Below are 13482 nucleotides of genomic sequence, written 5' to 3' on the forward strand. Positions count from 1 at the left end.
GATGTAAGACTCCTCGTGTTCTTCTGACTTCGGATCTGCTGCACGGTGCCCAAAAGGCGTGTGTCAGTCAGCGTATCCTTCAAAAAATCGGCGTGCGATCTCGATCTGATCCGCATGCACAAACGTCGGCGCGTGTCCCACGCCGGGTATTTCGACGGCGCGCGCGTGTTGCGCGTGCGCCAGCATTTGTTCGACTGTCGTGCGCGAGAGCAGATCCGACTGCTCGCCACGCACGATCAGGGTGCGCCCTGCAAACGCGGCAAGCGCCGCCCAGAGCATGGCCTCTCCCGCCACGATGGCCTCGGGCGGCGCGGTCGAAAACGCTGCCCCGATGGACGGATCGTAACGCAGCACATAACCCCCGCCGTCAGCCTTGAGTAGCGGCTCGCTCAAGGCAATCCACTCCTCTCGCGTGTGCGGCCCGAATCCGGTCGAGATCGACCAGATGTAATCGGCCCCCTCGCTGATCGAGGCGAACCGCTTCGGAATACCGACAAATTGACCGATGCGCTCCAGCGCCGGCGCCTCGATATGCGGCCCGATATCGTTGAGCAACAAGTTACGTATCGGCGTGTCCGGCAACCCCGCCAGTCCCATGCCGATCAGCCCGCCCATCGATGTACCGAGCCAATCCACCGACGCAACACCGAGCCGCGCAATCAGCGTCACCATGTCGGCGACATACTGCGGCACGACATACCCCCCGGGATGGCTCAACCAGGACGACTGCCCGCGCCCGACGACATCCGGACACACGACACGGTAGTCGTTTGCCATCGCATTCGCCAGCGCGTCAAAATCGCGTCCGCACCGAGTAAGGCCGTGAGCGCACACCAGTACACGAGGATTTTCCGGGTCGCCCCACTCCGCATAGGCCATTTGATGCAACCCGGCGGGACTCAGACACTGAACGGTCGACAGACGCGGTGCGTGGCTCGGCATGGCAAACTCGTCGGATGGGTTTCCAGACCCGAATTCTACCGCGCTTGCCGCGAACCGTAAGCTAGAATGAGGCGACTCATGGGCCGCATCCGACCGCAGTTTACGGCTGCGCTCATCGATATCGGATTCCTCCCCCACCTCCTCCTGCACGGAGACGACGCATGCTGAAAGGAAAAATCGCCCTCGTGACCGGCTCGACCAGCGGCATTGGTCTGGGCATGGCACAAGCGCTCGCGGCCCAAGGCGCCACCCTCATCACGAACGGCTTCGGCGACGCTGAGACGGCACGCAAGGCGATTGCCCACGCAGCGTCACAGGCCGGCCACACGGCCACGCAAGTGGGCTATCACGGCGCCGACATGAGCCGCGCCAGCGAGATCGAGGCGATGATGCAATATGCCGAATCCGAGTTCGGTGGCGTCGACATTCTGGTCAACAACGCGGGCATTCAGCACGTGGCCGAGATTCAGGATTTTCCGACGGATAAATGGGACGCGATCATCGCAATCAACCTGACGTCGGCCTTTCACACCACGCGACTTGCCTTGCCCGGCATGCGTGCGCGCAACTGGGGACGCATCATCAACATCGCGTCGGTCCACGGGCTTGTCGGCTCGACGGGCAAGTCGGCATATGTCGCAGCCAAGCACGGCATTGTCGGCCTGACGAAAGTCACCGCGCTGGAAAATGCGCAGACCGGGGTGACGGCCAATGCCATTTGCCCCGGCTTCGTGCTCACGCCGCTCGTCCAGAAGCAGGTCGACGATCGCGCCGCGCGCGACCGGCTCTCCGGCGATGAAGCGAAGCGCTCACTGCTCGGCGAAAAGCAGCCGTCGGGGGAATTCGTCACGCCTGAACAGCTCGGCGCACTTGCTGTTTTCCTGTGCAGCGACGCCGCCGCGCAAGTGCGCGGTGCCGCCTGGAATATGGATGGCGGCTGGGTCGCGCAGTAAAGCAACACCTCCAGACCGCACGCGCCCCACGTCTGCGACGACTCGCCAAGACGTACAAAGACTCGCAAGGGCGCGCGCATTCGCACACGCGGGCGTCACCAAAACAAGACGGGCGGGGATTTCCCCGCCCGTGTTGCCTTTCATGTTCCAACTTCCCTCTTTCAGCGGTTGTCGGGTTCAACGGCCCAGGCAACCCTCAGCAAGCCGGGCTGTCCTGCCCCGCCCGACAAATCGGCACGGGCACAGGCACACCCAGACACCTCGCTAACGCCTCAGACAGCGCTCGTATCGAGCGTGGCTCCGGTCTTCTTGGAGATTTCTTCCTTCGTCACACCGGTTGCCAGCTCGACGACCTTCAGACCATCCGGCGTCACATCGATCACACCGAGGTCGGTAATGATGCGGTTGACTACGCCAACGCCAGTCAGCGGCAGATCGCAGGCTTCGAGGATCTTGTGCGCGTCGCCCTTGGCAACGTGCTCCATGAGCACCACCACGCGCCCGACACCCGCGACGAGATCCATCGCACCGCCCATGCCCTTGATCATCTTGCCCGGAATCATCCAGTTCGCGAGATCGCCTTTTTCGCTGACCTGCATCGCACCGAGAATTGCCAGATTGATGTGACCGCCGCGAATCATTGCGAACGAATCGGCCGACGAGAAAATCGACGAGCCGGGCAGCGTTGTTACCGTCTGCTTGCCCGCGTTGATCATGTCGGCGTCCACTTCGTCTTCCGTCGGGAACGGGCCGATGCCCAGCAGGCCGTTTTCCGATTGCAGCCACACTTCCATACCGTCCGGCACATGGTTCGCCACGAGCGTGGGCAAACCGATGCCGAGGTTCACGTAGAAGCCGTCTTCGAGCTCGCGCGCCGCGCGCGCAGCCATTTCGTCACGATTCCATGCCATGGTTATCTCCTTGATCTCGGCGCTTACTTGGCACGTACCGTGCGCTGTTCGATGCGTTTTTCCGGATGCGCGTTCAGCACGATACGCTGAACGAAGATCCCCGGCAGATGTACGTCATCCGGATCGATGGAACCAGTTTCAACCAGTTCTTCGACTTCGACGATGGTGATCTTGCCGGCCATGGCGGCCATCGGGTTGAAGTTGCGGGCGGTGCGATTGAACACGAGGTTGCCGGCACGATCGGCCTTGGCGGCCTTCACCAGCGCAACATCCGCGCGCAGCGAACGCTCCATGACGTACGTCTCGCCGTCGAATTCGCGCGTCTCCTTGCCTTCGGCGACAACGGTGCCCACGCCCGTCTTCGTGAAGAACGCCGGAATCCCTGCGCCACCGGCACGCAGCTTCTCGGCCAGCGTGCCCTGCGGCGTGAATTCGAGCTCGAGCTCGCCCGCCAGGTACTGACGCTCGAACTCCTTGTTCTCACCCACGTACGACGAAATCATTTTCTTGATCTGGCGCGTCTCAAGCAACAGACCGAGACCGAAGCCGTCCACGCCGGCATTGTTGCTGATACAGGTGAGCCCCTTGACACCCGAGTCGCGCAGCGCGGCGATCAGGGCCTCAGGAATGCCACACAGGCCGAAGCCACCGACGGCGAGCGTTTGCCCGTCTGCGACGACACCGGCAAGCGCCTCCTTGGCGCTGGCGAATACCTTGTTCATCGTTTGTCCCTTTCCCTCGGTTGAGAATTGAAATTATGCCGCGCTCTCGCACGTTGCGAGGCTTACGTCGGCCCACGATACTCCGCAGCCCACGCACCTCTTGCAATCATAGAGCTTACGGTGGCACGCAAATGGGGCACAATACGTGAAATTACATATCTTCCCGCGCGCCGGGCCGCTGCACGCGGCACACCAGCACGTGACCCGACCGGATCTGCACCGCGCCAATGCCGACGTTCGACTACCAGACAGCTTTTCACATCGCACCAGTCGGTCTGGTCATCTCACGCCAGCGCATCATCGAGGACTGCAACCGCCAGCTCGGCAAAATCTTCGGCTACGAGCACGAAACGCTCATCGGCCAATCGTTCCAGGTGCTGTATCCGTCACCGAAGGAATTCGAGCGCATCGGTGAGCGCATTCCGCCCATCATGAGTAGCCAGGGCGTTTATTCCGACGAGCGCATCATGCGACGCGCCAACGGAGAATTGTTCTGGTGCCACGTCACGGGCCGCTCGCTCGACGTGCAGAATCCACACGCCGCCGGTCTCTGGACATTCGAAGACATGTCTGCCACACGCCGCGTCGCCGTTGCACTTACGGCCCGCGAGCGCGAGATCGCCGCACAACTGGTGCAAGGCAAGACGAGCAAACAGATCGGCAAATTTCTCGACATCAGCCCGCGCACCGTGGATATCTATCGCGCGCGCCTAATGCAGAAGTACGGCGCAGGCACGGCCACCGAACTCGTCCAGCGTCTGCTCGGCAACTGAGCCGCCGCCCCCCCCGCCGCGCAGGCGGTCAGCCTGGTGCGCAGGCACACCCGACACCACGCTCACCGCCGGGACATTCGCCTCAGGCCACCAACGTGCGCACCGCGTCCGGCAGTGGCACGGACTTCTCCGCCTCGTAGTTCACCCAGACGATCTTCGCGCCGCCCTCGGCCACGAGCACTTCAGGCGTGTCGGCGCGGCGCAACTCGAAGCGCGTATCGACGCTGCTTCGCCCCGGCGCACCGACGAACATGCGGCATTCGATATCGCCCGGATAGCGCAGTTGACGCAGGAACGTCATGTTCGCGTTGACAATGACCGGCCCCTCTCCCGTCGCACGCTCTTCGGACGCAATGTCCAGCGACTCCAGCCACGAAATACGCACCTGCTCCATGTAACGGAAGTACACGGTGTTGTTGACATGCCCGAAGGCATCCATATCGCCCCAGCGAATGGGCATGCTCATGCGAAAGACTTCTTTGTACTCTGACGACACTGCGATTTCCCCATGATGAAAATCAACGCCCTGCCGTGAAATGACAGGGCGTCATGGGAATAAAGTGTAGCGCTTCGGGGCGTTCGATGCCCGTTACACCGCAGTGATTTGCTTCGATCAGGCGGCTTTTCGGAATGACGTGAGAGCGCCGCCTCGGACAATTCCGAACCGGCACCGCCAATGTCACCGCATCACTTGCGAGTGCCGATGGCCACCGATCTGGCGGACGCCGTATCGTCCTTGACGGCCGCTTCGGCCTTCTCGACCAGATCTCGCCCGACGAGCGTCTTCCATTTCATATAGACGGGGCGCGTTGCGTCGATAAAGCGCTGGCGCTGCTCGGGCGTGAGTCGAGTGACCTTCACCCCGCGTGCATCCAGCTCTTCCCACGTTCCCCGCCCGGCGCTCAACAGATCCTCGCGCGCCAACGTCACTTCAAAGCGCGCCGCCTCCATAGCCGCATCGCGAACGATGTCACGGTCGTGTGGCGACCAACTGTCCCAGACCTGCCGATTGACGACGAACAGGATCGGGTCGGCCACGTAATCCCACAGCGTGATATACCGCTGCCCCACCGTATCGAGCCGCGCGTTGTTGAAAATCGTGATCGGATTTTCCTGACCGTCGATCTTGCGGGCGCGCAGGGCGCGAATAGCCTCGCCCCACGTCATCTGTGTCGGCACTGCCCCCAACGCCGTGAAGATGTCATTGAACAGCAACGAACCGACCACGCGAATGCGCAGCCCGCGCATGTCCTCCGGCGACCGGATCGCGCGACGCGAATTGCTCAATTGCCGGAACCCGTTCTCCCCCCACGCGAGCGGCACGACGCCCTGCTCTTCCACACGACGGAACAGCTCGCGCCCGACATCGCCTTGCGTCAGCGCGTCGACAGAGCGATAGCCATGCAGCAGGAACGGCAGCGAAAAAACGTTGAACTCGGGGATGGCCGAAGACCAGTTGATCGTCGAACCAACGGCCATGTCGATCACGCCCTGGCGCAACGCCGTGAATTCGCGCGTCTGGTCGCCGCCCATGAGCGTGGCGTTGGGATGCAGCCGGATGTTGATACGCCCGCGAGTGCGCTCGCGCACCATGTCCGCCCAGAGTCGGGTGCCTTTGCCCCAGGGGGTCTCGGCATCGGGCACGATCGACAGCGTGTATTCGGCCTTGTAGGGTTGTGCCGCCACCGGCCGCGCGGGCAGCGTGATTACGGCGAGGGCAAGCGCGACTCCGACGAGCCCCCGCCAGCCTTGATTACGCATGATGTCCTCGAGATGATTCGGGCTCCGACGTCAACACGACGTCCTTCACGATCCCGTAAACGCCGGGAAATTATGCGCTCGTCGTCACGAAGCTGACTGCCTCGGACAATCCCCGATTGCCGCATTGCAGCGAGCCTGCGCAATCGGGAACTCTCTTGCCAGCCCGACGTGCGTCAGCCAACCGCCAGCCCATCGTCGATGGTCATGATCGAGCCGTTGATAAAACGAGAATCGTCCGACGCCAGAAGCAGAATCAGCCCGTCGAGATCGCCCGGCTCCCCCACTCGCTGACGCGGCAACATCTCGATCAGCTTGCGTCCGGCATCCGTCTTCCAGTGATCGTGGTTGATTTCGGTGTCGATATACCCTGGGCACAACGCGTTCACGTTGACGTTGTAGCGCCCCCATTCCAGCGCCATCGCGCGCGTCATGTGGATCACCGCCGCCTTGCTCACGCAATACACGCCGAGCATGGAGATCGCGCGCTGCCCGGCCACCGACGCCACATTGATGATCCGATGCTGACGCTGCGGATCGCCCTTGCTGCGCCGGATCATGCGCTTGGCGACTTCCTGCGCCACAAAAAATGCACCGCGCGTGTTGGTGTTGAGGACGTAGTCGTATTCCTGCGGGGTGACGTCGACCAGCTTCTGCTGCGTCGAAACGCCTGAGTTGTTGATCAGAATATCGATGGCGCCCGCCTCGGTCTCGGCATGGGCCACGCCCGCACGAATGCTGTCGTAATCCGTGACATCGAGCGGGATGACATGAGCCGCCCCCCCTTGTGACTCGATTTCTGCCCGCAACTCCTTGAGCCGCTCCACGCGGCGGCTGGCCAGCACCACCTTCGCGCCAGCCTGAGCGAGCACCTTGGCAAACTGCATGCCAAGTCCGCTCGACGCTCCCGTGACCATTGCAACTTTGCCTTCCAGATTCAGCGAACGCCCCATCTTCTTCTCCCTCAAGCCCGGACACGCATTGAACAACGGCTTCGCCAGACGGCTTGCCGCTAGAGCTTCCTACCTACCAAACCGAACGATCGTGCTATTAATATGCGGTTGCGAGGTGTTCCCCATTCCCGGAAAATGGCCGCACCCACGAATTCTAACGTTTATAACAGGAGCATCAATGGATCCCAAGCTGCTTGAGCAGTACGGCCCAAGGGAGTCGATGGAATATGACGTCGTCGTTGTTGGCGGCGGTCCGGCCGGCCTGTCCACGGCTATCCGTTTGAAGCAGCGCGCGCAGGAAGCAGGCAAGGACATTTCCGTTTGTGTGCTGGAAAAAGGCTCGGAAATCGGCGCCCACATCCTCTCCGGCGCGGTCATGGATCCGCGAGCGCTTACCGAACTCATCCCCAACTGGAAGGAACTCGGCGCACCGCTGGACACCCCCGTCGTCGAAGATCGTTTCCTGTTCCTGAACGAGACGGGCGCGACCTCCACGCCGTCGTGGCTGCTGCCCGCCTGCTTCCAGAATCACGGCAACTACGTCATCAGCCTGGGCAACGTCGTGCGCTGGCTCGGCCAGCAGGCCGAAGCGCTGGGCGTCGAAATTTTCCCTGGCTTCCCCGCGGCCGAAATTCTCTATGACGAGAATGGCGCGGTCATGGGCGTGGCGACCGGCAACATGGGCGTCGGCAAGGACGGCGAGCCGACGGAGAACTTCCAGCTCGGCATGGAGCTGCACGCCAAGTACACGATCTTCTCGGAAGGTGCGCGCGGCAATCTCGGCCGCCAGTTGATGCGCAAGTTCAACCTCGATGACGGGCGCGATCCGCAGGCTTACGGTCTGGGCATCAAGGAATTGTGGGAGATCGATCCGTCCAAGCATAAGGAAGGTCTGGTCATCCACACGGCCGGCTGGCCGCTCAATTCGCAGACCTACGGCGGCTCGTTCCTCTATCACCTGCCGAACCATCAGGTCGCCGTGGGCTTCATTGTCGGCCTCGACTACAGCAATCCGTATCTGTCGCCGTTCGAAGAATTCCAACGCTACAAGACGCACCCGTCGATTCGTCACTTCCTCGAAGGCGGCAAGCGTGTCTCGTATGGCGCACGCGCCATCACGGCCGGCGGCCTGCTCGCGTTGCCGAAGCTGGTCTTCAAGGGTGGCGCGCTGGTCGGCTGCGAAGCCGGCTTCCTCAACGTGAGCCGCATCAAGGGCAGCCACGCGGCGATCAAGAGCGGCATGATGGCCGCCGACGCCGCGTTCGACGCACTCGCCGCGGATCGTCAGCGCGACGAACTCACCGCTTACCCGATGGCATTCGAACAATCGTGGCTGCACGAAGAGCTGAACAAGGCGCGGAACTTCAAGCAGTGGTTCAAGAAGGGCCTGACCGTTGCCACGCTGATGACCGGCATCGAGCAAAAGCTGCTCGGCGGCAAGATGCCGTGGACGATCCATCGCAAGAAGGCCGATCACGAATGCCTGCTGCCGGCGGCGCAATGCCAGCCGATCGTCTATCCGAAGCCGGACGGCAAGCTCACGTTCGATCGACTGTCGTCGGTGTTCATCTCGAACACCAATCACGAAGAGAACCAGCCCGCGCACCTGACGCTTAAGGATCCGAGCGTGCCGGTCGGCATCAACCTGAGCGAGTACGCAGGCCCTGAGCAGCGGTATTGCCCGGCGGGCGTCTACGAATTCGTGAAGAACGATGACGACTCCGAGCGACTCCAGATCAATGCGCAGAACTGCGTGCACTGCAAGACGTGCGACATCAAGGACCCGACGCAGAATATCGTGTGGATCACGCCGGAGGGCGGCGGCGGGCCGAACTACCCGAATATGTAATGCCGTAATGCTGTATTGCCGCCGGCTCGTCCGGCGGTTTTTGTTTGCGCAGACACAACGACGCAAGGCACGCAACTCGCCTGCAATGGACGTGTCCGAGAGGTTTCTGCGATTTCGATTCAACCCCAACCCAACGCCAATGGCAGGGAGGCATGATGTCGAGAACTTCCGTATGGCTTGCAGGCGCGACGCTGGCAGGCCCTCTCGCGCTTGCGGGTGGCGCCGTGCAGGCGAAGACGGTGAGCTACTTGTGCGATAACACGCATGTCGCGGTGGTTGTCTACGACGACGACAACCTCGGCGGCAACGTCACACTGTATTGGATGGGTAAGCGCGAAGTCCTCAAACCGGCACGCGCGGCGAGCGGTGAAAAGCACGTTGGACGAACGCTCGTCTGGTGGAGCAAAGGGCCGGAAGGCACGCTGTACACCGCAAAGGACGAACAAGCCATCGCCCAGTGCCGCGAATGACGACGCATGATGTGCAAGCAAGAAACGCCAGACAGGGATTGATTGAACTGCCCCCCCATAGTTGGACATAGCGCCAACCCTTGGGGGTCAGTTCAATCTGTCTGGCGTTTTTGTTTTTGCGCGGCCGATTTATTCGGCCGTCGACGCGCCTGGCGGAACCATCGCAGGACCTTCGCTGGCCTTTGGCGGCACAAGGTCGGCATTAGCTCCGACGGGGTGACGCAACCGTCAGCCTGACGCGATCACTCTGGCGCACGTGCCGGAATCACCGGCGTATCCACCTGGACGTCACCGCACTGCGCCCGATGGCGCAGCGCATGATCGATCAGCACGAGGGCCAGTAGCGCCTCGGCAATCGGCGTCGCACGAATGCCGACGCAGGGATCGTGGCGACCGAACGTCTCGACGGTCGACGCCTGCCCGGCTACGTCCACCGAGCGACGCGGCGTGCGAATGCTGGACGTCGGCTTGATCGCAATCGAGACATCGATGTCCTGACCGGTGGAAATGCCCCCCAGAATGCCGCCAGCGTTGTTGCCGACGAAACCCTCCGGCGTCAATTCGTCGCCATGCTCGGAGCCCTTTTGGGTAACGCTGCGAAAGCCTGCGCCGATCTCCACCCCTTTAACCGCATTCAGGCCCATCATCGCATGGGCAATGTCGGCATCCAGACGGTCGAACAACGGCTCGCCCAGGCCAACCGGCACACCGGACGCCACCACGCGAAGCTTGGCGCCCACGGAGTCGCCCGCCTTGCGCAGATCGTCCATATACGCTTCAAGTTGGGGAACGACTTCCCCGTTCGCCGCAAAAAACGGGTTCTGCGACACTTGCGACCAGTCGGTCTGCGGAATCTCGATATCGCCGAGCTGCGTCATACAGCCATGGATCTGCACGCCGTAACGTTCGGCCAGCCACTTCTTCGCAACTGCGCCCGCGGCCACGACCGGCGCCGTGAGCCGCGCCGACGAGCGACCGCCGCCCCGATAATCGCGCACGCCGTATTTCTGCAAATAGGTGTAATCGGCATGCCCAGGGCGGAACGTCTGGACGATATTGCCGTAGTCCTTGCTGCGCTGATCCGTGTTGCGGATGAGCAAGGCGATGGGAGTGCCCGTTGTCACGCCCTCGAACACGCCCGAGAGGATTTCGACGGCGTCCGGTTCATTACGCTGCGTGACGTGACGCGACGTGCCGGGACGGCGGCGATCCAGCTCCCCCTGAATGTCGGCTTCCATAAGCGCCATTCCCGGCGGGCAGCCATCGATCACACAGCCGATGGCCGGGCCATGCGATTCGCCGAAAGTGGTGACGGTAAACAGGGTTCCAAGCGTATTGCCAGACATACGGGGATCAGGTTGGGGTGTGACGGGAAGGCCCTATTATGCCAGCGATCCCACCGTGCCGCGCCGCCCGGAGCGGCACACCGTGACGCAAATCGGCCCGAACGCCGCATTTTGAGCGCTTTCCGGACCCGGCATCGGAAAAATCCGAACCGGGTCGCGGGGCGCGGCCATCGGCCAGACGCCTTTCAGACGGGCCAGGGGCCGCGAAGCTTGAGCACCTTGTCGCGCAGCGACTCGGGCGTGGCCTGCGCCGGGGCGACAGGCTCACCGATCACAAGCTCCAGCCGATTCAGGATGCCGCGCTTGAACGGACGCGTCATCGCCACCCCGCCGAGCCGGGAGAAGAAGCTCCCCCAAAGCCCGCGCAGCGCCATCGGCACGACCGGCACCGGCGAGCGCTCGATAATGCGCTGCACGCCTTGCCGGAAGACCTGGAGATCTCCCGATGCCGTCAGCTTGCCCTCGGGGAAGATGCAGACGACTTCGCCCACATCAAGCGCTTGGGCGATCAGCCCATACGCGCGATCCAGACCCGCGGCGTCCTCATGTGCCGGGGCAATCGGAATCGCCCCCACGGTGCGGAAGAACCACGACAGCACGGGAATCCGGAAAATCCGATGGTCCATCACGAACCGCACCGGTCGCCGGATGGAGGCACCGATGACGACGGCGTCGGCGAAGCTCACGTGATTGCACACCAGCACGCACGGTCCCTCGTCGGGAATCTGCTCGGCCCCGCTCACTTTGATTCGGTAGACAGTGTGGAGCAGCAGCCACATGACGAAGCGGATCAGGAATTCCGGGAGCAGCGTGTAGAGATAAACGGCGACCAGCGCATTCAGAATGCCGGTAACGAGATACAACTGGTCGATAGTGAAACCGGCTTTCGTGAGCATCATCGCCATGAGCGAGGACACCACCATGAACAGCGCGTTGAGAATATTGTTCGCGGCGATGATGCGCGCGCGATGCGACGGCGCGCTACGACTCTGAATCAGCGCGTACAACGGCACGCTGTAAAAACCGCCGAACATCGCCAGCAGGAACAGATCCGCCAGAATGCGCCAATGGGCCGGCTGCGAGACGAATTGCCCCAGCGTCTGCAAGGTCGCACCGGCAGCGCCGCCCCGGCTCGCGAAATACAGGTCGACGGCGAACACGGTCATGCCGATCGAGCCGAACGGCACCAACCCGATTTCCACCTTGCCGCCTGAGAGCCGCTCGCACAGCAATGACCCGACGCCGATGCCAACGGAGAACATCGCCAGCAGCAATGTGACGACATCCGGGTTCGCGCCGAGCACGTCCCGCGCGAAATTGAAGAACGATGCGAGAAACGTCGCCCCGAGAAACCAGAGCCAGGAGATGCCCAGCAGGCTCTGGAAGACCGCTCGATCGGTGCGCGCGATGCGCAGATTTCTCCACGTCTCGGTGAACGGATTCCAGTTGATGCGCAGGTCCGGCTGCGCGGCTGGCGTTTGCGGCACCCACGTCGACACGAGACGCCCCAACAGCGCGAGCCCGATGCACACACCGCCGATCCATGGCAGCGCGCCTGCGCCCGCCCCCGCCATCTCGCCACCGACAATCGTGCCGATCAGAATGGCGACGAACGTCCCCATCTCGACGAGACCGTTGCCACCCACCAATTCGTGATCGGCGAGATGCTGCGGCAGATAAGCGTACTTCACCGGCCCGAACAGCGTGGAATGCAGTCCCATCAGGAACGTGCAGACATAGAGCAACGGCGCGCTGGTCCAGATAAATCCGGCCGCGCCCACGACCATGATGGCGATCTCCAGCGTTTTGACGAGCCGGATCAGACGCGCCTTGTCCCACTTGTCGGCAATCTGACCGCTGGTCGCGGAAAATAGGAGAAACGGCGCAATGAAGATGGCCGAAATCAGGAACGCCGCGGTCTTGCCGTCGACGTCCTGAAAAAGCGATGCGTGATAGGTGACGAGCGACGTAAACGCGATTTTGAACACGTTGTCGTTCATCGCGCCGAGGAACTGCGTCCAGAAGAACGGCGCGAAACGGCGCTCTCTCAGCAGTCGCGATTGGTGGCCGTCGTCGCGAGCCCCGCGCTGACCGGCCTCACTCACTTTGCGTCTTCCGCTTCCTCGGCCGGCCAGTCGCGAATGTACGCCTTGAGCATGCGGTTCTCGAAGGATTGCTCCTCCACGACCGCGCGAGCCACATCGTAGAAGGAAATCACGCCCATGAGCGTGCGGCTCTCCATGACCGGCAAATAGCGCGCGTGACGCTCGAGCATCATGCGGCGCACTTCGTTCACGTCGGTCTCCGGCGTGCACGTGAGCGGGTGGTCGTCCATGATCTTGCGAATCGTCGATTCGCCGACGGTGCCGCCGTTCTTGCTGATCGTGTTGATGATTTCGCGGAACGTGAGCATGCCCACCAGATCGCCGTACTCCATGACGACCAGCGAACCGATGTCATGCTCCGCCATCGTATCGACGGCTTCGCCCAGCGACGTCTCCGGGGTCACGGTGAAAAGGGTGTTGCCCTTTACTTTCAGGATGTCAGACACACGCATGGCACACACTCCTCTTTGTATGGCTCGGGCAAATCGTGGCGGAACGCTGCCGCCAGACGTCGCCGCACTTCGGCTGCGGACGGATTGCTGACGCGTACGCCCGCTGTCTCCGTGTCAAATAATGATTGGAACCTGTTCGATGGATGCTATCGGAAAGCGCTCGAAAAGGAAAGGCGCAAGACACGCACATGGCCGTACGGCGCGGGTTTTCGGCCGATTCTGCATCGACGATCAGACATCGCCTTACC

The 13482-nt window shown here is 62.2% G+C and carries 13 protein-coding genes; 4 read left to right on the forward strand and 9 right to left on the reverse strand.

Features of this window, described 5'->3' with window-relative positions; translation table 11 throughout:
- Positions 1 to 63: 63 nt before the first annotated feature.
- Positions 64 to 942, reverse strand: a complete 879-nt coding sequence (locus ACIPHM_RS12960) for an alpha/beta fold hydrolase (protein WP_400328411.1) — start codon at positions 940 to 942, stop codon at positions 64 to 66.
- A 161-nt stretch (positions 943 to 1103) separates the two neighbouring features.
- Between ACIPHM_RS12960 and ACIPHM_RS12965 the strand changes: the two genes are divergently transcribed.
- The gene (locus tag ACIPHM_RS12965; RefSeq protein WP_400328413.1) at positions 1104 to 1895 is read left to right on the forward strand and encodes a 3-hydroxybutyrate dehydrogenase; all 792 of its coding nucleotides are present in this window, start codon (positions 1104 to 1106) and stop codon (positions 1893 to 1895) included.
- A gap of 272 nt (positions 1896 to 2167) precedes the next feature.
- Here ACIPHM_RS12965 and ACIPHM_RS12970 read toward each other — a convergent pair whose 3' ends face one another.
- Complete coding sequence (locus ACIPHM_RS12970) at positions 2168 to 2806, reverse strand: CoA transferase subunit B (RefSeq protein WP_400328414.1); 639 nt, start codon at positions 2804 to 2806, stop codon at positions 2168 to 2170.
- Between the two features lie 23 nt (positions 2807 to 2829).
- Positions 2830 to 3528 (reverse strand): CoA transferase subunit A, encoded by a 699-nt coding sequence (locus tag ACIPHM_RS12975; RefSeq protein ID WP_199070823.1) that lies wholly within the window; start codon positions 3526 to 3528, stop codon positions 2830 to 2832.
- A gap of 227 nt (positions 3529 to 3755) precedes the next feature.
- Here ACIPHM_RS12975 and ACIPHM_RS12980 point away from each other — a divergent pair, with 227 nt between their 5' ends.
- Complete coding sequence (locus ACIPHM_RS12980) at positions 3756 to 4301, forward strand: LuxR C-terminal-related transcriptional regulator (protein ID WP_400328415.1); 546 nt, start codon at positions 3756 to 3758, stop codon at positions 4299 to 4301.
- 82 nt (positions 4302 to 4383) lie between these two features.
- Here the strand turns inward: ACIPHM_RS12980 and ACIPHM_RS12985 are convergent, their stop codons facing one another.
- From ACIPHM_RS12985 to ACIPHM_RS12995, 3 genes are all read right to left on the reverse strand, one after another.
- Positions 4384 to 4803: an acyl-CoA thioesterase gene (locus ACIPHM_RS12985; RefSeq protein WP_400329073.1), complete on the reverse strand. Its 420-nt coding sequence runs from the start codon at positions 4801 to 4803 to the stop codon at positions 4384 to 4386.
- A gap of 185 nt (positions 4804 to 4988) precedes the next feature.
- Positions 4989 to 6062 (reverse strand): DctP family TRAP transporter solute-binding subunit, encoded by a 1074-nt coding sequence (locus tag ACIPHM_RS12990; protein ID WP_400328417.1) that lies wholly within the window; start codon positions 6060 to 6062, stop codon positions 4989 to 4991.
- A 173-nt stretch (positions 6063 to 6235) separates the two neighbouring features.
- Positions 6236 to 7012 (reverse strand): SDR family oxidoreductase, encoded by a 777-nt coding sequence (locus ACIPHM_RS12995; RefSeq protein WP_400328418.1) that lies wholly within the window; start codon positions 7010 to 7012, stop codon positions 6236 to 6238.
- A 178-nt stretch (positions 7013 to 7190) separates the two neighbouring features.
- Between ACIPHM_RS12995 and ACIPHM_RS13000 the strand changes: the two genes are divergently transcribed.
- Together ACIPHM_RS13000 and ACIPHM_RS13005 are read left to right on the forward strand one after the other, a co-directional pair.
- Entirely contained in the window at positions 7191 to 8861 is a 1671-nt protein-coding gene (locus ACIPHM_RS13000) for an electron transfer flavoprotein-ubiquinone oxidoreductase (RefSeq protein WP_400328420.1), read from the forward strand.
- A gap of 152 nt (positions 8862 to 9013) precedes the next feature.
- Complete coding sequence (locus ACIPHM_RS13005; protein WP_400328422.1) at positions 9014 to 9331, forward strand: MliC family protein; 318 nt, start codon at positions 9014 to 9016, stop codon at positions 9329 to 9331.
- A 242-nt stretch (positions 9332 to 9573) separates the two neighbouring features.
- On the opposite strand, the gene aroC is transcribed toward ACIPHM_RS13005, so the two are convergent.
- The 3 genes from aroC to ACIPHM_RS13020 form a co-directional block, all read right to left on the reverse strand.
- On the reverse strand, positions 9574 to 10677 hold the full coding sequence (gene aroC, locus ACIPHM_RS13010; protein ID WP_400328424.1) for a chorismate synthase: 1104 nt from the start codon (positions 10675 to 10677) through the stop codon (positions 9574 to 9576).
- A gap of 185 nt (positions 10678 to 10862) precedes the next feature.
- Positions 10863 to 12782, reverse strand: a complete 1920-nt coding sequence (locus ACIPHM_RS13015) for an MFS transporter (RefSeq protein WP_400328426.1) — start codon at positions 12780 to 12782, stop codon at positions 10863 to 10865.
- Positions 12779 to 13234 carry a CBS domain-containing protein gene (locus ACIPHM_RS13020; RefSeq protein ID WP_400328428.1) on the reverse strand — a complete coding sequence of 152 codons (456 nt, stop codon included), beginning with the start codon at positions 13232 to 13234 and terminating at the stop codon, positions 12779 to 12781. The genes ACIPHM_RS13015 and ACIPHM_RS13020 overlap by 4 nt, the downstream gene beginning before the upstream one ends.
- Positions 13235 to 13482: the final 248 nt, after the last annotated feature.

The sequence above is a fragment of the Pandoraea sp. NPDC087047 genome (assembly GCF_044745225.1).
Taxonomy (GTDB): domain Bacteria; phylum Pseudomonadota; class Gammaproteobacteria; order Burkholderiales; family Burkholderiaceae; genus Pandoraea.